General features: G+C 67.3%; 19 protein-coding genes and 1 pseudogene. 12 read left to right on the forward strand and 8 right to left on the reverse strand.

Annotated features, from left to right (window positions below):
• Nucleotides 1–206 precede the first annotated feature (206 nt).
• The 4 genes from AB0F98_RS19500 to AB0F98_RS19515 form a co-directional block, all read right to left on the reverse strand.
• Nucleotides 207–647 (reverse strand): nuclear transport factor 2 family protein, encoded by a 441-nt coding sequence (locus AB0F98_RS19500; protein WP_357737132.1) that lies wholly within the window; start codon nt 645–647, stop codon nt 207–209.
• Nucleotides 648–761: 114 nt separating this feature from the next.
• A complete protein-coding gene (locus tag AB0F98_RS19505) occupies nt 762–1,823 on the reverse strand; it encodes an SDR family NAD(P)-dependent oxidoreductase (RefSeq protein ID WP_357737133.1) in 1,062 nt (353 codons plus the stop codon).
• An 84-nt stretch (nt 1,824–1,907) separates the two neighbouring features.
• Complete coding sequence (locus tag AB0F98_RS19510; protein WP_357737135.1) at nt 1,908–2,513, reverse strand: isochorismatase family protein; 606 nt, start codon at nt 2,511–2,513, stop codon at nt 1,908–1,910.
• A 147-nt stretch (nt 2,514–2,660) separates the two neighbouring features.
• The gene (locus tag AB0F98_RS19515) at nt 2,661–3,368 is read right to left on the reverse strand and encodes a DsbA family oxidoreductase (RefSeq protein WP_357737137.1); all 708 of its coding nucleotides are present in this window, start codon (nt 3,366–3,368) and stop codon (nt 2,661–2,663) included.
• 125 nt (nt 3,369–3,493) lie between these two features.
• On the opposite strand from AB0F98_RS19515, the gene AB0F98_RS19520 reads away from it, so the two are divergent.
• Nucleotides 3,494–3,925 carry a helix-turn-helix domain-containing protein gene (locus AB0F98_RS19520; protein WP_357737139.1) on the forward strand — a complete coding sequence of 144 codons (432 nt, stop codon included), beginning with the start codon at nt 3,494–3,496 and terminating at the stop codon, nt 3,923–3,925.
• A 55-nt stretch (nt 3,926–3,980) separates the two neighbouring features.
• Here AB0F98_RS19520 and AB0F98_RS19525 read toward each other — a convergent pair.
• Nucleotides 3,981–5,497 (reverse strand): annotated as a pseudogene (locus tag AB0F98_RS19525) (ISL3 family transposase).
• A gap of 136 nt (nt 5,498–5,633) precedes the next feature.
• Nucleotides 5,634–6,497: a helix-turn-helix transcriptional regulator gene (locus AB0F98_RS19530; RefSeq protein ID WP_357737141.1), complete on the reverse strand. Its 864-nt coding sequence runs from the start codon at nt 6,495–6,497 to the stop codon at nt 5,634–5,636.
• A 191-nt stretch (nt 6,498–6,688) separates the two neighbouring features.
• On the opposite strand from AB0F98_RS19530, the gene AB0F98_RS19535 reads away from it, so the two are divergent.
• Nucleotides 6,689–7,561, forward strand: a complete 873-nt coding sequence (locus AB0F98_RS19535) for an SDR family oxidoreductase (RefSeq protein ID WP_357737143.1) — start codon at nt 6,689–6,691, stop codon at nt 7,559–7,561.
• A 298-nt stretch (nt 7,562–7,859) separates the two neighbouring features.
• Nucleotides 7,860–8,057, forward strand: a complete 198-nt coding sequence (locus tag AB0F98_RS19540) for a transposase (protein ID WP_357737213.1) — start codon at nt 7,860–7,862, stop codon at nt 8,055–8,057.
• 111 nt (nt 8,058–8,168) lie between these two features.
• On the opposite strand, the gene AB0F98_RS19545 is transcribed toward AB0F98_RS19540, so the two are convergent.
• A complete protein-coding gene (locus AB0F98_RS19545; RefSeq protein WP_357737145.1) occupies nt 8,169–9,380 on the reverse strand; it encodes a helix-turn-helix transcriptional regulator in 1,212 nt (403 codons plus the stop codon).
• 739 nt (nt 9,381–10,119) lie between these two features.
• Here AB0F98_RS19545 and AB0F98_RS19550 point away from each other — a divergent pair.
• The 6 genes from AB0F98_RS19550 to AB0F98_RS19575 all read left to right on the forward strand — a co-directional run bounded on the left by AB0F98_RS19550 (nt 10,120) and on the right by AB0F98_RS19575 (nt 16,702).
• Nucleotides 10,120–10,824 (forward strand): DsbA family oxidoreductase, encoded by a 705-nt coding sequence (locus AB0F98_RS19550; RefSeq protein WP_357737147.1) that lies wholly within the window; start codon nt 10,120–10,122, stop codon nt 10,822–10,824.
• Between the two features lie 1,019 nt (nt 10,825–11,843).
• Nucleotides 11,844–13,283 (forward strand): PLP-dependent aminotransferase family protein, encoded by a 1,440-nt coding sequence (locus AB0F98_RS19555; RefSeq protein WP_357737149.1) that lies wholly within the window; start codon nt 11,844–11,846, stop codon nt 13,281–13,283.
• A gap of 107 nt (nt 13,284–13,390) precedes the next feature.
• Nucleotides 13,391–14,056 (forward strand): TOPRIM nucleotidyl transferase/hydrolase domain-containing protein, encoded by a 666-nt coding sequence (locus AB0F98_RS19560; RefSeq protein ID WP_357737151.1) that lies wholly within the window; start codon nt 13,391–13,393, stop codon nt 14,054–14,056.
• 386 nt (nt 14,057–14,442) lie between these two features.
• Nucleotides 14,443–15,024 carry an NAD-dependent epimerase/dehydratase family protein gene (locus AB0F98_RS19565; RefSeq protein WP_357737153.1) on the forward strand — a complete coding sequence of 194 codons (582 nt, stop codon included), beginning with the start codon at nt 14,443–14,445 and terminating at the stop codon, nt 15,022–15,024.
• 154 nt (nt 15,025–15,178) lie between these two features.
• Nucleotides 15,179–16,411, forward strand: coding sequence for an MFS transporter (locus AB0F98_RS19570; protein ID WP_357737155.1), 1,233 nt, complete (start codon nt 15,179–15,181; stop codon nt 16,409–16,411).
• 132 nt (nt 16,412–16,543) lie between these two features.
• A complete protein-coding gene (locus AB0F98_RS19575) occupies nt 16,544–16,702 on the forward strand; it encodes a hypothetical protein (RefSeq protein ID WP_357737157.1) in 159 nt (52 codons plus the stop codon).
• 524 nt (nt 16,703–17,226) lie between these two features.
• Here AB0F98_RS19575 and AB0F98_RS19580 read toward each other — a convergent pair.
• A complete protein-coding gene (locus AB0F98_RS19580; protein ID WP_357737159.1) occupies nt 17,227–17,862 on the reverse strand; it encodes a TetR family transcriptional regulator C-terminal domain-containing protein in 636 nt (211 codons plus the stop codon).
• A 111-nt stretch (nt 17,863–17,973) separates the two neighbouring features.
• On the opposite strand from AB0F98_RS19580, the gene AB0F98_RS19585 reads away from it, so the two are divergent.
• The 3 genes from AB0F98_RS19585 (at nt 17,974) to AB0F98_RS19595 (ending at nt 20,137) form a co-directional block, all read left to right on the forward strand.
• Nucleotides 17,974–18,528: a carboxymuconolactone decarboxylase family protein gene (locus tag AB0F98_RS19585; RefSeq protein WP_357737161.1), complete on the forward strand. Its 555-nt coding sequence runs from the start codon at nt 17,974–17,976 to the stop codon at nt 18,526–18,528.
• Between the two features lie 78 nt (nt 18,529–18,606).
• Nucleotides 18,607–19,428 carry an isocitrate lyase/phosphoenolpyruvate mutase family protein gene (locus AB0F98_RS19590; protein ID WP_357737163.1) on the forward strand — a complete coding sequence of 274 codons (822 nt, stop codon included), beginning with the start codon at nt 18,607–18,609 and terminating at the stop codon, nt 19,426–19,428.
• Nucleotides 19,429–19,489: 61 nt separating this feature from the next.
• Nucleotides 19,490–20,137, forward strand: coding sequence for a nitroreductase family protein (locus AB0F98_RS19595; protein WP_357737165.1), 648 nt, complete (start codon nt 19,490–19,492; stop codon nt 20,135–20,137).
• The last annotated feature ends 33 nt before the right edge of the window (nt 20,138–20,170 follow it).

Consider the following 20,170-nt stretch of genomic DNA (forward strand, 5'->3'; position numbering starts at 1 on the left):
GCGTCTCCGTCGACCTCTACTCGACAGTCAGCGCCGACCGCGGGCATGTTGACGTGTTCCCGGACGCTCCGATGATTAGTCGGATGGAGCGGAAGATAGGTTGGTTTGCGGGAAACGGCGCATCGTGTGCCGGCGCGCGCCAGGGCCAAGGATTGACTTCGGTCAGAGCATCGAGATGGACGCCGCAGGCTGTTGCGAGCCGCAAATCAGGTGTTGGACAGGGCGGCGACCAGATCAGCGGTGCGTCCGAACAGCGCCGCCGTCGCGATCGGATCCATGTAATCGTCATAGGAGACGATCTCGCCGTCATGTACGCGGATCACGCCGAGCAGGCGGAACCGGTACGGCCCGCCCGTGACGTGCGAATGCCCGTAGTGCTCGATCTCGGCGATCACGATCTCTGGGTCGTCGGTCTCGCGGACGATCACGTCGGCGCCCTCGATATCGAGCATTTTGCTCCGCTGGAGATCGAGGGGGTCGTGGAACGCTCGGATCGCGTCGCGGCCCTGTAGTTCCCGGGGCATCCCGGGCGGGGCGAACGGGTAGCGCAGCACGCCGTCGGCGGCGAAGAGGCCGGCGAAGTCGACGCTCTCCCCGGCCGCCATGCGACCGACCTGCTCCACGATTTTGCGCGGGGTCCGGCTCATGAAGCTGCCTCCTTGGGATCGGACGGGAATTCCACCCGACCTAACTTGTCGTGATTATGCGCCGTCATCTGACTCGGACTGCTCGGCCGATCGGCGACGGGCGTTCCCGTTCCGCTAAAAACGAATCATTGCCAGGCACGCGTCCCACAACCGCGCCGCGTCGTCGTCGTCGAGCGCGTGGGGTAGGACGGTGGACGCCTCCTCGGGCCGGAGCAGGACACTGATGTCCGTACTGGGGTCAGTCGTCAGTTCGGCCTCGTTGCAATCCGCGAAGTACCGGCCGGAGACGCCCTGGACAAGTGGCGAGGCCGCGAGCAGGACAGAGGTCGCGGCGCCCTGCTCGAGGGTCTTCCAGGGCGAATTGTCGAAGTGGGCTTGGATCTCCGGGGTTATGTGCGCCAGCTGGTGGCGCTGGAGGTTTGTCCGGATCGTGCCCGGCATCAGCGCATTCGCGGCGATGCCGTCGTCCGCCCAACGTTTGGCCGCCTCCACCGCGAAGAGCACATTCGCGGTTTTGGACTGCCCGTAGGCCAGCCATGGGTCGTAGGCGCGCCGCTCGAACTGGATGTCGTCGAACACAATGGGTGAGATGCGGTGGCCGCTGGAGCTGACCGAGACGACGCGCGCTCCGTTCGCCGCGGCGAGCGCGGGATGTAGCCCCAGCGCCAGGTTGAAGTGCCCGAGATGGTTCGTCGCGAACTGTAGTTCCCACCCCTCGGGGGTGCGGTGCAGTTCGGGCAGAGCCATGATGCCGGCGTTGTTCACGAGGATGTGCAGCGGGCCGGCCCACTCGGCGACGAACCGGGCGACCGAGGCGCGCTCGGTCAGCTCCAACTCGACCGCGACCACTTTGGAGTTGCCGGTTTTGGTGACGATGTCCGAGGCCACCCGCGCGCCGGCTACCAGGTTGCGGACCGCGAGGATCACCTCCGCGCCGGCCGCGGCCAAGGCGCGAGCGGTCTCGACGCCGATGCCAGAAGCGCCGCCGGTCACGATCGCTCGCTTGCCGTCGAGGTCGATGCCTGCGATGACGTCATCAGTGGTCGACGTTGCCCCGAAGGGCGTGGTGAGACGAGAACTTCTCTTCATGCTCCTGCTCCAGGCTTGCTGGTAGGTCAATGGGGGGCGACGCCGCCGCCAAGGTCCGTCGACGGTGGCGGCTTCGCTCTTGGGCACCCACGAGGCGTTTCGGTCTCGGACTCCGAGCGGGCCCGGCGCGATTGCGCGCACCTCGCCTCCGGGCCCGCTGGAGCACTGCGTCTACTTCGCCAACCCGAATCCACCGATGGTGGTCGTGAGGTTCTCGGCCAGCAGCCGGCGGATCTGGGCGCCCTGCGGGGTGGCCCAGTCCTTGGCGAGTTCGCCGAGGACCGCAGCGGTGGTGATCAGGTTGACGCCGGCCTGGATCATGCGCAGTCGGGCGACTTCTTCGGAGTACTGGAACACCGAGCCTCCGGCGTCGAGCACCGCGTACACGTCGTACCCGGCCTGCTTGGCGCTCAGGGCGGTGTAGACCAGGCATCCGTCGTTGGTGGTGCCGGCCATGATCAGTGTCCGGCGGCCGGTGGCCTCGACGGCCCGCACGAAGTCCGGGTGGTCCCAGGAGTCGACGATGCCGGTTCGCTTGATCCGGTTCGCGTAGGCCTCCGGGTTGATCTCCTTCAGCTCGGGGATCCACCAGTCCTTGTTGTCGTCCTCGGTGCTGCTGGTCCAGACGTTGGGGATGTCGAGGACCTTGGCCGCCTTGACCAGGGTGGTGCTGTTCAACTTGGCGGCCTCGGGCGACTGGGTCTTGATGAAGCCCATCGAGATGACCTGGTGGTCGATCAGGATCAGAGCACTGTCCTGCGCCTTCAGGTTTGTCACGGTTCTTAACTCCAATTTGGGTATGGCGGACCCTGGTGGGTCCACTCCTTGTTCCCCGAGCGATTCGGCTCGGGTTGCGGGCGAGGCGCCGGCGGGATTCGCCCGCGGGGTTCCGGGCGGGCCGCCGGGTGGTGCCGACCCCTCGGGCTACACGCAGCCGTCCGGGGTGCAGACGCCGTCGGTGCCGACGCCGGTGACGAGCGGCAGCGGCTGCGGCGTGGGGTGACTCTCGTCCCACACCTTGGTGATGACCTTCAGCAGGTCATCGGTGCCGATGGCCCCGGGGACGGCGACGCGGCCGTCGAAGACGAGGAACGGCGCGCCGCGGGCGCCGAGGCGCTGCGCCTCACGCTGGTCCGCCGCCACCCGGGCCCGGTAACGGCGGCTGCGCAGCGCCTCGGCTGCCTCCGCACGGTCCAGGCCCACTTCGGCGGCGAAGCCGAGGACCTCGTCGGCGGTCCACAGCTTGCGGGCCTGCCCGAAGTGCGCACGGAACATCGCAGTCCAGATCTCGTTGCCCCGACCCTGGTCCGCCGCGTAGGCGAGCAGTTCGTGGGCCAGGTCGGTCGGGCCGAGCGTGCGCTCGACCGCGTGGTAGGGCGTGAGGCCCTCAGCCTTGGCGGCCCGCTCGATCGGTCGCAGGACCTGGTTCACGGTCGACGTGGGCGCCCCGGCCATCTCGATGAGCTTCCGCTGGGTGACGCCGGACCGCGGCAGGTCGGGGTGCAACTGGAAGGACCGGTGGATCACCTGTACCTGGTCGCCGTAGGCGAACCGGTCCAGTGCCCGGTGCAGCCGATGGTCCATCAGCCCGCAGTACGGGCAGACGATGTCCGACCAGAACTCGATCTTCATGGCACCCGCTCCTAATTCTTACTCCCTGTTCGTAGCCTCATCATGCATTAGAATTTGGGAGCCACAAAAGGCACATTCATGTGCGTAGCGACCGAGTGACCGAATAGACGGAATAGGCGGAGACCATGAGGGCAGAGGATCTTCGGCGGACACGAACCAACGTCCGGGCGAACGTCCGGAACGTCCCGGGGCCCTGTGCGCACTGGAACGACGAGGACGCCGACTTCATCCGCGAGGTCCTGGATCTTGTCGGCGACAAGTGGAGCGTGCTGATCATCGGCACCCTCGCCGACCATCCCGTCCGCTACTCGGACCTGGCCGACGCGATCCCCGGCATCTCCCAGCGCATGCTCACCCTGACCTTGAAGCACCTGCAACGCACCGGGCTCGTCACCCGGACCTCCTACCCGGAGGTCCCGCCCCGCGTCGAATACGCCCTCACCGAACTCGGCAGATCGCTCCTGTCCACCGTCCTGGCCCTGGCGGCCTGGTCCGCCGACAACCACGCCGAGATCCGCCGTCACCAGACCGAATACGACCGCGCCGACGAGACGTAGGGGTCCGTAACGCAAACGGCTCTGTCTCACATTCGGTGGTTACGGAGGGTGTTGGTCAGCCGAGCAGGATTCGATGGCGCAGGAGCGCGAAGCCTGCGCGTCCGTACATCTGCCGTTTGATCAGCTTGGTCTTGGTGTTGACGCCTTCGGTGCCGCCGTTGTGGAACGGGTGGGTCAGGGCGGCGTTGACGGCGTCTCAGTCAAGGCCGAGACCGCGGATGAAGGTGTGCAGGTGGGGCAGGTTCGTGGCCTTGACCTCGGTGATCCACCAGTCGAGACGGTCGTCGTTGCCGGCTGCTGGCGTGAGGAGCCCAGCGAACGAGCCGATGAAGCCGGTCAGCGCGGTCATCTGCGGGCAGGCGCCGGTGAGAGCGTCGACGAGCGTCCGCTGATGGTCTTTGAGCTGGTCGGGTGGGGTCAGGAGGTAGCGGGTCAGACGTCGGGGCGACAGGGCGGGGCGGTCGGCTTCGACACGGCCTTGGGTGATGTAGCGGTAGAGCAGGTTGAGGCTGCCGGTGTAGCCGAGTTCCCTGATTTCGGTCAGGAGCTGGGTGGCGCCGACGGCGGGGTCCTGTTGGCGGCGTTGGCGCAGGTGCTCGCGGTAGGGGTCGACGAGGGTCGGGCGGTACTGCGGTGCGCGGACCAGTCGTTCGGGTTCGCTGATGCGGGCGTAGCGTTTGACGGTGTTGAGGCCGAGGTTGAGCCGGCGGGCGCATTCCAGCAGGCCGACGCCCTTGTCGAGCAGGTCGTGGACCTGCTGCCACCGCTGCCGGGTGGTCACCGCTCGTGTGCCGTTCTGCGGCGGCAGGCCGGCGGCGGCCCAGCACGTGCTGTGTGCGGTGACCTCTTTGCGAACGCTTCGGCGAGGTTGTGCCACAGGTGCCAGCGGTCCGCGACTTGCATCGCTGCGGGCAGGGCGCGGCGGACCGCTTCGGCGTAGGCGCCGGAGGAGTCCCGACACACCACCTCGACACAGGGATTCTCCCGCAGCCATGCTTCCAGCGTTGCTGCCTTACGGTCGGGTAACACATCGATGCGCTCACGGGTGACCGCGTCGATCAGGACGGTGGCGTAGCGCCGGCGTCGGCACAGCGCGAAGTCGTCGACCCCGAGCACGCGGGGAACCCGCCGTTCGGGCAGCGGTATGCGCAGCAGCGCCCGCAGGGCGGTGTGCCGGGACATGACGACCATCGCCAGGACCGACAACAGCCGTGCGCCGCCCCGGCCAGCCAGATGGCGCACAATCGCAGCGACCTGGGCGATCAACCGCGATGTACGGCGCTGGTAACGCTCCAGAGCTCCCGGAAGCTGTTCACGGAACGTGCGACTGCAGCCCCGCTTCGGGCATACCAGACGGCGCACGCGTACCCGCACCACCACCGGCCGAGCATCGATCGACACGTCCGCGACGGTCCGCTGGTGATAACCGTGCACCCGGCCCGTCACCGCCTAGCAGCCCGGACAGGCCACCATCCCTCCAGGGCCCGCACCAGAATCCGCTCACCCTCGTCCGTGACGTCGCCGATCACCAGCGGCGACAGCCCCCTTCGTAAGATCACCGGTCTTGCACACATGACCTCAACGACATCGACCACCCTCGGTAACCACCGAATGTGAGACAGAGCCGTTACTCGGACAGTCCCGGCCATAGAACAGGTCTACAACCACGACGCTGAATCGGAGGAAGGGCACTTTCGGAACGGGAATTTCAAGCCACCGGCGTGTTCGCCCACTGGGCGAGCAACTTCAGTGCCTCGTGGGATGAGCTGTCTGGTTCGGCGGTGAACACCACGAGGTGCTGGTCGGACTTGCCGCTGACGTCGAATTGCTGCGAATCGAGGGTGAGCGGACCGACCAGTGGATGCTGGTAGATCTTGCGGCGCAGTGCGGCGCCGGTCACGAGGTGGCCGCCCCACCATGTGCGAAAGTCCGCGTCCTTGACGGAGAGAGTCCCGACAAGTTCGGCCAGGCGCTGATCGCTCGGGTAGTTCCGGGCCTCCATACGTAGATAGGCGACGCATTCCTGGGCGGCCCTGGCCCAGTCGGTGTTCAATACCCGGTAACCCGGATCGAGAAAAGTGAGCCAGATAAGGTTCCGGTGCCGTTCCGGCAGTGCCCCATAATCGGTGAACAACGCAGCGGCCAGGGGATTCCAGGCGAGGATATCCAGTCTCCGGCCGAATACGTAGGCGGGAACTTCGTACAGGCTATCGAGCAATCGCTGGGTCTGCGGGTCAACGCGCGACGTGGTCTGAGTACGGGATCCTGGGCGCTGTTTCGACCCCGCGATCGAGTGCAAGTACTCCCGGCCGTCGCGGTCGAGACCAAGCGCGTCCGCGAGGGCGTCGAGGACCTCGGGTGACGCACTGGTAACGCGTCCCTGCTCGAGCCGGGCCAGATAGTCCGCGCTGACATTGGCCAGCTGGGCGACCTCTTCACGGCGCAGCCCGGGAACGCGGCGCCGCCGGCCGCCGTCGGGTAGGCCGACGTCGCCCGGCCGGATACGTGCACGACTGGTCCGCAGAAACTCGGCAAGCGGATTGCTCACGCTGGACGCCGGGCGCTTGGACATGAAACCCAATCTACCCCCGGGCCTCGGCGGATACCTGGGACTGTCTTTCCCATGAAAAACCGAACCTGGCCGGCCCGATCTACCCCGATGACACTAGGACGCATCAGCAAGCCACCACTTGCCCGGACAGCAGCAAAGCCCATAGAGGGCGCGGATGTCCGGGCCGGGACTAATAGGAGAGGAAGCCCTCCATGTCGAAAACGATCGTGGTGACCGGTACCGCGACTGGAATAGGCCGGGCCATCGTCGAGAAGTTCGCCGCCGAAGGCTGGAACGTCGTCGCGACGGTCCGCAAGCAGGCCGACCTGACGGTGCACGATGAGCTGGAGCGGGTCAGGACGCTGCTGTTGGACGTCGATGACGAGCAGGCGGCAGGACCCTTCGCGCAGACCGCCGTGGAGCAGTTCGGACAGGTCGACGTCTTGGTCAACAATGCGGGTTTCTACCAGATGGGGCCGGTGGAGGTGAGCAGCATGGACCAGATCCACCGGCAGTTCCAGACCAACGTGTTCGGACTGATCGCGCTCAGCCGGGCCTTCCTACCGATCTTCCGCGCCCAGCGCTCCGGAACGATCATCAACATCTCCTCGTTGACCGCCGAGCAGGGTTATCCGTACAGCGCCGTCTACGCCGCCTCCAAGGCAGCCGTGGCGACGCTCAGCGAGGGGATGAGCCTGGAGGTGGCCGCCTTCGGCATCGCGGTCAAGGCCGTCCTGCCCGGACAGCATTCCACCCGCATTTTCACGAAGATCGACATTGCGCAGGACGTCCCTGCGGACTATCAGCCTGGAATCGATGCGTTCTTCTCCAAGAACCCGCCAACCGGCTCCGACCCGTCGATCACCGCGGACGTCGTGTACCGAGCCGCCGTCGACGGGGACAACACCAAGGTACGTTACTACGCCGCGCCGGACTCGGCAGCCATTCCCAGCGCCAAGCAGATCCTGGGCACCGACGGCTACTGGGCGGAGTTCCGTAACGCCGTCCTCGCAAAGCCCAGTCCGCTGTTCACCGCGCTGATCCCGTCCCCGGGCGAGCATCCGATCGATTGGCAGATCTCCTGACCACGCGCTGACTCCGCTTTGGGGAGCAGGCGGCTCGATCGGTTGGCCGATCCCGGCAACCGCCACCGGGATCGGCCAGCGGCCGTCAGCCGTGGCTCCCACAGAGTTGACAAGAGTCGTTGCCTGGTCCGTGTACCACGGCTGCGACCGGTTGGCGACCTGCATCGCCTGCGGCGAGCCACAAAGGTGAACAGACTCCCTGAGACCGGACACCTCCTGACTTGGCATCCTGCCGAGGAGGAGGAAACCGCTGTGGCTCGACAGAGCAAGTACCCCGAGGAGTTCCGCCGCCAGGCCGCTGCGCTGGTGCTCGACTCAGGGTCGCACGATCCGTGACGTAGGCCGGGAGTTGGGCGTCAACCACGAGACGCTGCGCAACTGGGTCGATCGTTTGCGGCAGGAGCGCGATGGCGACCGGCCCAGCGACCTGGCCGCTGACGAGCGGGCCGGTTGCGGCGTCAGGTTGCCCAGCTGGAGCTGGAGAAAGAGATCCTGAAAAAAGCGGGGGACGCGGCGACCAGACGACACCCGCACCGCCCGCCGCATCCCGTGAGCAAGAAGCTACGGTCGGCCGCGGAGCGGAATGGGTAGGATTCGTACCCCTAGATCACAAGAGAAGCCCGACCTTCACCGCGAGGTCACGGGCATCGTCACGGGTGGAACGCGGACCATCGAGCAGGTCTAAGGTGATCTGGCGGGCGTACCCGTTAAAGCGGATCGTCTCCGGGGCCGACTCGTACGCGTGCCGGAGGGTAGCCACGGCCGCTTCCGTGTCGTCCTTGCCGTAGTGCGCCCGCGCCACCTCGATGAGATGGCGCGCCCGGCGCGGTCTCGACGGAATTGCCGCCGATTCATGACGCCGCGCCTGCCGCACCGCCTCACCGGACTTCTGCAACTCCACCGCCACCGTCACCGCGTGAGCGCCAATGATGACCCGGGAGAACGATGTCTGCGGCTGATAGAAGCCCTGCGGCAAGCGCTGCGCCATCCGATCCGCGCGATCCCAGTACCGCCAGGCCCGGCCCTCCTCCCCAGCACGAGCGGCAGTGTAGGCAGCCTCGAAGTTCAGCGCACCCCAGAGCGCCAAGAGATTCGTGTTCCCGTCGGCCATCCTCGGCTCAAGAGCCGAGAGGACGTCAAGGGTCACAGCCGTAGCGGTGTCCCAGTCCCCGGCATCCCGATGCACCTGGCACAGGAACCAACCCGCGCATGCCACCGCCTCCGGGTCACCGGACTCCTGCGCGGCCACCATCGCCCGGTCCGCGACCCGCCACAACAGCTCCGCGGCGGGTTGATAGGCAAGGAACATCTGCGTCAGCCCGAGCGCCTCCGCCAACAGGGCCTGCGCCTGCCGGCGCTCGTCACCCTCGTACGCCAACGCGGCCCGCTGCACATCGCGCAGCAACCCCGGCAACAAGCTGCCCAGCACCGTACGGTGATCGGACGCCTGATGGCGCGCCCGCCATGCCACCGCAAGCCGTTCCCTCAGGCTCGTCAACGATTCCGCAGAAGCCTCGTCTGAGAGTACGTAGCGGTTCACGGCGTCCCGGACGGACGCCAGCGCCGGATGCTCCGGCCCGTTGACCACAGCAGACCGGGCGCCCAGCTCGCCAGCCAGCGCAGACACCTCAACCTTGAGGGCACGCGCGATGCGATCCAGCATGTGAATGCGCGGCGGCAGGATCCGATCGGTCTCCACCGCCTTGACCCACTCAGCGCTGCGGCCGACCAACCCACCAAGCACCGCGCGAGTCTTCCCGGACCGCTCCCGGTAGATCTTCAACCGCTGCCCGAAGGTCAGTTCCGGCAAGGACTCCATCCCGAACCTCCTCGTCGCCCGGAATGCACCATTGGCACCCGGGGGCCGCCGTCCCACCAACGCTACCGCCGCTAGCGTTGCGGGACGCGATGAGTTTGCCGCCGATGCTGTAGTAGCGGGTACCGCCGGTGATTCCGTTGTTGTCCTGGCGGATGTCGTGTCCCGGCAGGAAGAGCGTGCGGCCGGTGGGGTCCCGACGGAGTAGCCGGGCCTACCGCGGTGTGAGTTCGTCCAGGGCCACCTGGTACCAGCGGTCGGCGGCGATCACGTGCAATACCGGTCCCCGGCCGACCGCCGTCACCTCAGCGGGAAGTGGGGTCCCTGCCGGCAGCATGAGCCCGGTACTCGCCAACGACCTGCACGGCCTCGCCCGCCAGCTCACCCACGACGGACCGGTCACGCTCCGGCCCGTACCCGCCGAGTAGGCCGACTCGGGTGCCGTGCGCTGCCAGGGCCTTTGCCTCGCCGACCTGGTTGTGTCACCCGCTGACCGTGCCATCGTTTACCTGCACCTATGCAGTGCGGGAGACAGTCCGTCCTGCCTGAACTGCTGCACGGATGAAGTCGTCGTCATCGTCGTTCCAGCGCGTGCAGGAGCCGGCACCTGCCTGACGGCTGCGCGCGCACCGGTGCGAGTGCCTGTCATGGAACTTCCTTGCGCACATGGATGTGCCTTTTGTAAGTGTTTCAATTCTGACTCATCATGGGGTTACACACAAATTGTAAGAGAGGAAGCATGATGCAGATCGAGATGTGGTCGGACATCATCTGCCCCATCTGCGGCATGACCCAGCAGCGCCTGCGCAACGCCGTGGCCGACTTCGAGCACGGCGACGAGGTAGAGATCGTCCACCGTTCGTTCCAGGTGCACCCCGGCATCCCGCCCGAGGGCATCACCCAGACGCAGCTGAGCCTGAAAGCGGGGATGACCATCGCGCAGATGAACAACGTGCTTCGACCGGTGGAGATCGCCGCCGACGAGGAGGGCTTTGGCGGATACCACGCCATCGACCGCACCCTCGGCCCGACCGACCTCACCCACGAACTCCTCGCGTACGCCACCGATCAGGGCAAGCACCACGAGGCGTGGACTGGGATGTTCAACGCACACTTCGGATACAACCGACAGCTGTGGACGATGGAGCAGCTGATCGAGTTCGCGGGTGAGATCGGTCTCGATCAGGACGAGACTCGCGAGGTGCTCATCTCCCGCAGGTACAAGACGCAGGTCGAGGAGGAGCAGTACCGTGCCCAGCGGATGGGCGCGCACGGCACTCCTTTCATCGTGATCGATCAGAAGTACGGCATCGGAGGCGGCGTGGACCGCGCCACCCTCACCCGCGCCCTGCGTCAGGCCTGGGACGAGAGCCACCCCACTTCCGCGCTGAGCATGCCCTTCGGAGAAGGAGATCAGTGCGGACCGGACGGAGCCTGCGCCGCCTGAGTGACAGATGTACCAGGAGAGATCGTCTTGCTCCGAGCCGGTAGTAGCTCGGAGCAAGACGATTAACTTTGCGATAGTTCCCATCACTTCGACCGCATCAAGATACTCTTCGTCAGAGGAGGCTAAGCGGTCATTTACAACGACGTTGATGACCATCGAGTAACCGTCGACGGTATGGCCCTGGCCTTATCTGATACCCCTTGAGGCGGAATTCCGGGCGGTGGCCCCGTGACAACGTCGATCTATCTTGACCCCGACTACATCATCGATCAGATGTTCTGGCAAAACTCGGGTGAACTTCAGGGTCGCCAGCAGATTTACCGAATGTTTCGCATTCTTTATGCAGATCCGCTGCGCGTTGCGAAACAGCTCCTCGTCCTGACTCCACTCGGACGCACAGCTGTTAGACCCCTCACGGCCATCGGGCGACCGTCGCGCAGGTTCGAATCCTGCCGGGGACACCTCGAAGATCAGCAAGAACGCCTCCTGACCTGCAGTACCAACCGAACACCGGCAACGCTGCCCGACGCTTCGGACACGGCCCCTCCTCGGCGCAGGCGGCGCAGCGCCCGTCCACGCTCGGCCGGGTGTACTGGTCAAGCTGCGCCGGTGCCGTCCGGAGCTGATCTCGCACCGCACTGGACAGGTAGGTGCTCATCAGGCTGCCGGATCGGGCGCGAGCTTGCTCGCGCGCATCGGGATCTGCGCCTGTGGACACCGGCGGCCGGACGGACCAAGTTTGCTCCCCTCGACCCAGATCCACTCATCCTGCGGCGGGCGGTTGACCACTAGCCGAACCCCGCTCACTCACAAAGTCACCGTGGCCTTCACGCTCGCGGCGATGCACGCGAGCGGCTACCGGGTCAACATTTGCAGGGTGCGGAAGGTCAAGGCGGTCACCTTCGCCGTGCCCTAAGAGTGGGCAGGGCCTCGGAGCGTGGGAGACGGTTCGTGCCGTCGTTGATCGTCATGCCGGCAGCGCTACGCGGCCCTGTGGTACTGGGATACGGTCCACTTCCGTGACAGATTCGCGGGCCAGCTCGGGCGCAGTCCCACCGTCGGTGTTCGGCGCCGACCTGCATCTGGACCTGATTGGCCCCGGGCTGCGCGCCGGGCTCACGGATGCCCTGCGGGAGGCCATCCGCACCGGACGTCTGGTGCCTGGCACCCGGCTGCCGTCGTCCCGTTCACTCGCAGCCGATCTCGGCGTCGCCCGCAACACCGTCGCCGACACCTACGCCGAACTCGTCGCCGAGGGCTGGCTCACCGCCCGGCAGGGCTCCGGAACGCGGGTGGCCAAGCGGGCCGAACCGCGCAGCGCGGCGCCGCCCATCGCTCGCGCAAGGCCCACCCCGCGCCGTCCCACGTACGGCCTGCTGCCGGGTGCGCCGACCCTCGCGGAGTTTCCCCGCGCGGAGTGGCTCAAAGCCGCTCGCCGGGCGCTGACTGCGGCCCCGAATGATGCCTTCAACTACGGCGACGCTCTCGGCCGGGTGGAGCTGCGTACCGCCCTCGCCGACTATCTGGCACGGGCTCGCGGGGTGTACGCCGAACCCGACCGGATCGTGGTCTGTGCCGGTTTCCACCACGGTCTGACGCTGATGGCGCAGGTGCTTCGGGCGCGGCGGGTCGCGGCGCTGGCTGTCGAGTCGTACGGGCTCGACGTCTATCGCGACCTGCTGACCAGCGCCGGCCTGCGGATCCCACCCCTCTACGTTGACGAGCACGGCGCGCGCACCGACGATTTGGCGGGATTGAGTGGGGTCGGCGCGGCGCTGTTGACACCGGCGCATCAGTACCCGACGGGGGTCGCGTTGACCCCGCAGCGGCGCACGGCGGCGGTGGACTGGGCCCGCGCCACCGGCGGGCTGATCCTGGAGGACGACTACGACGGAGAGTTCAGATACGACCGCCAGCCGGTGGGCGCGCTGCAGGGCCTGGACCCGGAGCGGGTGGTGTACTTCGGCACGGCGAGCAAATCACTGGCGCCCGGACTGCGGCTCGGTTGGATGGTGCTGCCGAAAGAGCTGGTCTCGGAGGTCGTAGCCGCCAAGGGAGACATCGACTACATGTCGAGCGCGCTGGAACAGCTGACGCTCGCCGAGTTCATCGCCTCGGGCGCGTACGACCGTCAGGTACGCACGATGCGCGTGCGCTACCGGCGCCGCCGGGATGAGCTGGTCACGGCGCTGGCCAGGCGTGCGCCCGCCGTCCGCGTGACCGGGATGGCCGCCGGGCTACAGGTGGTCCTCGAGCTCCCGCCCGGCACCGAGAACGCGGTCGTCCAGGCGGCGGCCCGCCAGGGCCTGGCGGTGGCCCCGATGGCCGACTTCCGCCACGAGCTGGCCGACGCGGACTGGCGGTCGGCCGAGCCGGACGGGCTGGTGGTCAACTATGCGGCTCCCTCGGACAGTGCGTGGGCGGGAGCGCTGGACGCCCTGTGCGGGGTCATGCCGTAGGCCGGCCCGGTCAGAGGCTTGCCGTGTCGCCGGGCCTGGTGAGCTTGTGCCAGTGATTCCTAAAATCCCCTGGTTGGTCGAGAGGCTCATCATCGATGATTGCGGCCATGGCCACGACCCGAGAGGCTGACGCCTCCCCCGCCGACGCGCTCGATGGCCACTTGGGCGGCAATGCCGCCTCGATCCGGGCGACGGCACGCGCCCTGGCGAAGGTCGAGTCGGCCGTGGCCGTGGTGCTCGTGGAGGGCATCAGCGACCAGACTGCGCTGGAGACGGCCGCCATGGGCCGCGGCCGGGATCTCGAGGCCGAGCGTGTCGTGATCGTGCCGATGGGCGGGGCACACGCGATCGGCCACTTCCTGGCCAGGTTGGCCCCCCTGGCTCCCAGAGTGCGACGCGCCGGTCTGTGCGTGCGTGAGGAGGTGGTGTTCAGGCGTGGGCTGGAGGCCACCGAGGTTGGCTCACCCCGTACGCGCAGCGACATGGAGCGTCTAGGGTTTTACGTCTGCGTCAAGGACCTCGAGGACGAGCTGATCCGGGCGCTGGGTGCCGCAGAGGTGGAAGCGCTCTTCGACTCGCAGGGCGACCTCCGGTCGTTCCGCTCGTTCCAGAGCCAGCCGGCCTGGCGCGGCCGGCAGCCCGAGGCGCAGCTGTGGCGGTTCCTTCGTAGCAGCTCCCGCCGCAACCAGCGCTATTCACGCCTGCTCGTCGAGCTGGCAGTCGCCCAGGATCGCTTGCCGCGTCCGCTCGACGCGTTGCTCACCCACCTCTGACCCCGGCACAGGCTTCTGCCTGTACCTTCCGCCGCGCCTGACCTTCCGACCGGTCGGTGGCAGACGTTCGACCTGCCGTGGATCGGTGCTGTGAGCGGCAGGTCAGCCGGCCGCCTGTCGGGCAGTCGGCGCATCCCTTTCTCCCGGTAGCTCTCATGGAGTTCCTCACCGAATTGGCCCATGAATCCGTCGGGCAACTGGACCAGATCGCAGCGCCACTCGGCGCGTAACTTTGCGACCGCGACCGCAGGACCAAGCCCTCGTGGAACGGATACCGACTACCAAAGCACGCATGTGTGGGGTGGACGGGATCTGCCGCTGGCCGTGGCGTGGTTCGACGGCCGCAGAGAGCCAGACCTACCGAACTATGAAATTGGGAGATGATGATGCGGGTATTTCTCGCCGGCGCGTCCGGCGTGATCGGGCGGCGGCTGATCCCCCGGCTGGTGCAAGCGGGGCACGTGGTCGGTGGCATGACACGGTCGTCCGAGAAGACGGAGCTACTGGCGCAGCTCGGCGCCGAGCCGATCCTGTGTGACGTCTTCGACCGGGATGCCCTGATCGAGGCGGTTCGAGAATTCGAACCGGACGTCATCCTGAACGAGCTGACCGATCTGCCGGACGAGGTGGAGAAGATCGGCGATCATGCGGAGCTGAACGCGCGCATCCGGACCGAGGGCAACCAGAACCTGATCGAGGCGGCACGGCGGAGCGGATCACCGAAGATCCTGGCCCAGACCGTCGCCTGGAAGTTGCCGGACGGACCCGATGCCCGGGCCGTCGCCGAGTTGGAGCGCGTCGTTCTCGCCGAGGGTGGTGTGGTGCTGAGCTACGGGCAGTTCTACGGGCCCGGCACCTACAACGAACAGCAGATCCCCGCCGAGCCCCGGGTCCAGATCGATCGGGCTGCCGAGCGAACGGTGGAGCTGCTGGATGCGCCGTCGGGCGTCGTCGTCATCACCGACTAACGATCACCATCCGGCCGCCGGGTCGCGCACCCGAACTCGACCGTCGACCAGTTCCCGGCCGACGACGGTTTGACCCGGCCGAGGATTCCCTTCCCACGTTCACCAACTCTTCCGGCTCGCGCATCGCCACGCGCGGCCGTTCCAGGGAGCTGTCATGTCCTCGATTCCGGCAACCATCGACGTGCCCGTAACCCACCGACGGCGTACGCTCCCCGCCGGACTGGCGTTGCCGGGCGCGGCGCTCGCGTTCACCAGCCTGTATCTCGGGGCGGGTGTGCTGACCCCCCTGCTGGTGCTCTACCGCCAGCAGTGGAACTTCGCACCGTCACTGCTCACACTGGCGTTCGCGGTCTACGCGATCGGCTTCCTCGCCGCCGTCCTGACGCTGGGGTCGCTCTCCGACCATGTCGGCCGGCGTCCGGTGCTCGTCGGCGCGCTGGTGATCCAGCTCGCGTCGAACGTCCTGTTCCTCGTCGCCCCCGATGTGGGCTGGGTGATCGCCGGGCGCATCGTGCAAGGTGTCGCCAGCGGCGCGGCGACAGCCGCCTTCACCGCCGCGCTCGTCGAGCTCGCCCCGTTGAACAGGAAGAGACTGGGCACGATCCTCGGCAGTGTCGGCCTGACCGGCGGTCTGAGTGCCGGCTCGCTGCTGGCCGGTCTCGCCATCCAGCTCACGGCCACGGCGAACACGATCGTCTTCGTCGTCCTCATCGCCCTCACGGTGCTCGGGGCGGTCGTCATCGCCCTGTCGCCAGAGACGATGCCCCGCACCTCGGGCGCGCTCCGCTCGATGGTTCCGCGCGTCGCGATCCCACCCGCCGCCCGAACGGAGTTCGCCGCCGCGGCGCCGGTGGTCGCCGCGGTGTGGATGCTCGCAGGGCTCTCGGGCGGGCTGGCTCCGAGCATGGTCCGCAGCGTCTTCCACCTGGACAGCGGCCTGCTCAACGGCGTGGCCGGGTTCATCGCACCGGCGGTGGCGGCCGTCGTCGGGCTGACCTTCGCCCGCCTCGATCCGCGGCGGGCGATGACCATCGGAATCTACGCGTCCCTCGTCGGGGCCCTCGGCATCATCGGTGGGGTGTTCGCCGGGAGTCTCGCCGTCATGATCATCGGGCAGGCCATCGCCGGTGTCGGTTTCGGCGCATCCTTCACCGCCGCGCTGCGCCTCGTCTTCCCGCTCGCGGCGGCGCACCAGCGCGCGGGACTCGTCGGCGGGATCTACATCGTCTCCTACGTCGCCTTCGGCCTACCCATCGTCGCCGAGGGGCAGCTCACCGGCCCACTCGGCGAGGTGCCAGCCGTCGTCTGCTACACCGCGCTGACCGTCCTCCTCACGCTCATCAGCCTCGCCGCCCAGATCCGCATCACACGGCGTACGGGCGGCTGACGGACGCGACGTAGGCGACTCACGAAGGAACTGGGAAGTGACCGGACGGACCTGACCGAAGCTGCTTCATGGCTCGTCGCCCTGGACCTCGACGGAACCACGCTGCGCCAGGACGGATCCATCAGCGGCGCGGTGATCGAGCAGGTACGCCGGCTCGACACGGCCGGCCATCACGTGGTGCTCGCCACTGGCCGCTCCTCCCGCGACCACCATCCCGGTACTCGATCAGCTCGGCATCGCGCCGCGGTTCCTGGCCTGTTCCAACGGTGCGGTCACCCTGCGCGTTGCTGAACTCCCTGATGTGATGCCGGAGCGGGCCGCCCGTTGGCGGCCCGCCCCTCCAGAACACTGCGCGCAGGGGGCACCACCAATGACCGGTTGCGCATGCGCCGGTACCCGCCAGGTAGCGATGTCGGCGTGCGGCGCCCGCCGCGCTCCCCCGCGCGGGAGCCTCTACTGCTTCGACGAGGCCCGGTCGAACGCTGACGTCGGCGGCGGCCACGAGCGTGGACGGGTCGATGACTCTCATTGATCAAGTCTGGTTCGATGTTGCCAACGCCAATGCAACGGAGCCTCCTCAGGTCCGTGCGCGGTGGAGCGCCAGCTGGCATCCGAACCGAAAATGACTGCAACGGCGAGACCAGCCCAGGCCACCCGGCGCGGCAGGCGGGTTGAGGGCTCACTCGTGCCGCCGGGTTGGGCCGCGCACACGTGGGTTGCGGCGCGGGCACATCGCCCTCGGCATCGGTGTCGGGATGCGCCGATGATGGACGGCCGGTCCAGGGAACTCGAGCGGCGGATTCGGCTCCAGCTGCCTACCTGTCGTGCGGGATCGCGAAGGTCTCGAGGTAGTCGAGAGCCGCTTCCAGGGCGTCCCTGAGGGGGGAGATCTCCCGGGCGACCTGGGCGAGGAGCATGCCGCCCTGGAACGCGGCGAGGAGCAGGCTCGCGAGCCGCTCGGGGTCGGCCTCGTTGCTCAGACGGCCCTGCTGCTGCAGGCGGAGGAGCGCGTCACGGAAGATCTCTCGCCACTGGGCGAACCCATCCGCGAGCTGATCGTGAACGTCGAGGTCGGTTTTGATGATCTCGCTGGCGAGCGACCCGAGGCTGCAGCCTTCGTGGTAGGCGCGTTCATACCCGATGTAGAAGGCTGCCCACTTCCGGAACCCCTCGAGGGTCTCGAAGCGGTTGAACTGTTCGCTGCGGTGGAGCCCGAGGACGCGTTCAGCCTGCCATTGGATCACCGCCAGGACGAGGCTCTCCTTGGTCGGGAAGTAGTGGTTGATCTGCGACCCGCTGACGCCGGCGGCGCGCCGGAGCTTGTCGTTGTTCGTGGCGTGGACGCCCTCGGCGTAGATGAGCGCGGCGGCGTGCTCCAGTATCCGGGCACGCGTCGCCTGCCCCTTCTGGGTGAGCTGGCGAGGCTCTGGCGCTGCCGTCGTGACCTTCATGATTCACATCCTACCAAGAGTGGGCTTGACAGCCCAGTCCTGCGTGGTGTTGTATCTGAGGAGTGGGCCGCACAGCCCAAAACTTGACCGCGGTCGGTTACCGACCACCACATGGACTGGAGTGGATTCCCCGTGCCACGCCTGAACGTTCTTCCTGCCGATGAGCCCTCCGCCGACGTGCGGAGCACGCTCGACCAGGTCGGCGCGCAGTTCGGCTTCGTACCGAACATGTTCACCATGCTCGCGTCGAACCCGACCGTCCTCGATCTCGTCATGACGGTGCAGACGAAGGCGGCCAGGCTCCTGGACGCGAGGACGCGCCACACGATCGCGCTGGCCGTGTCCGAAGCCGATGGCTGCGACTACTGCCTGGCGCTGCACACGGCCGGGTCCCTGAAGGGCGGCATGTCCGTGGAGGACATCGAGTTGGCGCGGGCGGGAAGCTCGGTCGATCCGAAGCGGGCCGCAGTGGCTCGCTTCGCCCAGCGGGTGATCGAGACGCGCGGACGGGTCAGTGACGCCGACCTCGCGGCCGTCCGGGGGGCCGGGTACACCGATCCGGAGATCTTGGCGATCGTCACCTTGGTCGTCCGGGCACTGCTGACCAACTACCTCAACAACGTCAACCTGACCGACGTCGACATCCCGGCCCCCGACCCGGCGTGAGCTCTTACCGAACTCGCGAGAAGAGCGACCTGACCGGTCGAACCCTCGCCCTGATCAACCGCACTGGAAAGGAACGACGTGTCCGGCTCTGAGCTCTATGAGAAGTTCATGGCACTGCACACCCGAGACGGGGGCCTCGTCCTGCCGAACGCCTGGGATGGCGTGTCGGCATTGATCCTGGCGGACGCCGGCTTCGAGGCCATCGGCACGTCGTCGGCGGCCCTGGCGGCCGCGCTCGGCCGCGTCGACGGACGCCACAGCATCAGCCGCGACGAGCATCTCGACCACGCACAGCTGCTCGGCCGGCTCACGGGGTTGCCCGTCAACGGTGACTTCGAGGACGGCTACGGCGTTACCGCCGAGGACGTCGCCGTGACCGTGGACCGTGCCGTCGCGCACGGGCTGGCCGGTATCGGGATCGAGGACACCAGCGGGAATCCCGATGACCCGATCCGCGACTTCGACGACGCGGTGGGCCGGGTGCGCAGTGCGGTCGTCGCGGCGAAGCGACGCATCGTCGTCACCGCTCGCACCGACAACTTCATCCAGGGGCGGCCGGACCTCGATGACACCATCCGACGGCTGACGGCCTTCGCCGAGGTCGGCGCCGACGTGCTCTACGCGCCGTTCCCGCCCGACCTCGAGTCCCTGGTCGCGATCGTCACCGCTGTCGCGCCGACGCCCGTGAACGTTCTCATCTCACCGGCGGACCAGGTGCTGACCGTCTCTGAACTGCAGAAGGCCGGGGTCAAGCGCATCAGCCTGGGCCCCGCGCTCTACACGCACGCGATGGGTGCTCTCGAACAGGCGGCCGCGGCGCTCAAGGCCGGCGACATCGCCTCGGCCACGACCGGCATCAGCTTCGACCGGGTGGGCGAGCTGCTCGCCCGCAAACCCTAGCCATATCCGACTTTCACCACCTACGCACCCCTCGACACATCACCACAGAAAGCGCGATGACATGGATCTCGACAAGCTCATGAGCAAGCACCTCAGCCGGTACTTCGACGGCAGCAAGACGATCCCGGACGAGACTCTTCAGCAGCTGCTGAAGTTCCTGCGTTCGGCTCCCACGTCGACGAACATCCAGCCGAATCACTTCTACGTCCTGTCCACTCGGGAGGGCAAGGAGCGGCTGGCGGCCAACCTCGGCGAACGGTTCCAGGACAACGCCGAGAAGATCCTCAACGCCTCGCACACCATCATCCTCACCACTCGGGCCGATATCCCCGAACACCACCTCGAAGCGGTGTTCGCCAAGGAGCGGGCCGACGGCCGGTTCGCGGATGCGGCCAAGCAGGCGCGGTGGGAATTCATGACCCGCGACTTCTTGGACCTGCGCAGATACGGCTACAAGGACGAGTACCACTGGATGGAGAAGCAGACCTACATGGTGATGGGTCTGACGATGATGGCAGCCGCCGAGCTCGGCGTCGAGGCCATGCCGCTCGAAGGCTTCGACCCAGTCAGCGTGGACAAGGCCTTCGACATCCGCGCGACCGGATACACCACCACCGTGCTGCTCGCGCTGGGCTACCCCGACGAGGCGAAGCAGTACAGGACCCCGGTGTCACGGTTCGAACCCGAGCGTCTGTTCACCTTCGCCTGAGCGGCCCGGCCCGGCCCGGCCCGGCCGAAAAGA

It is taken from the genome of Micromonospora sp. NPDC023737, from assembly GCF_040639715.1.
Lineage (GTDB): Bacteria > Actinomycetota > Actinomycetes > Mycobacteriales > Micromonosporaceae > Micromonospora.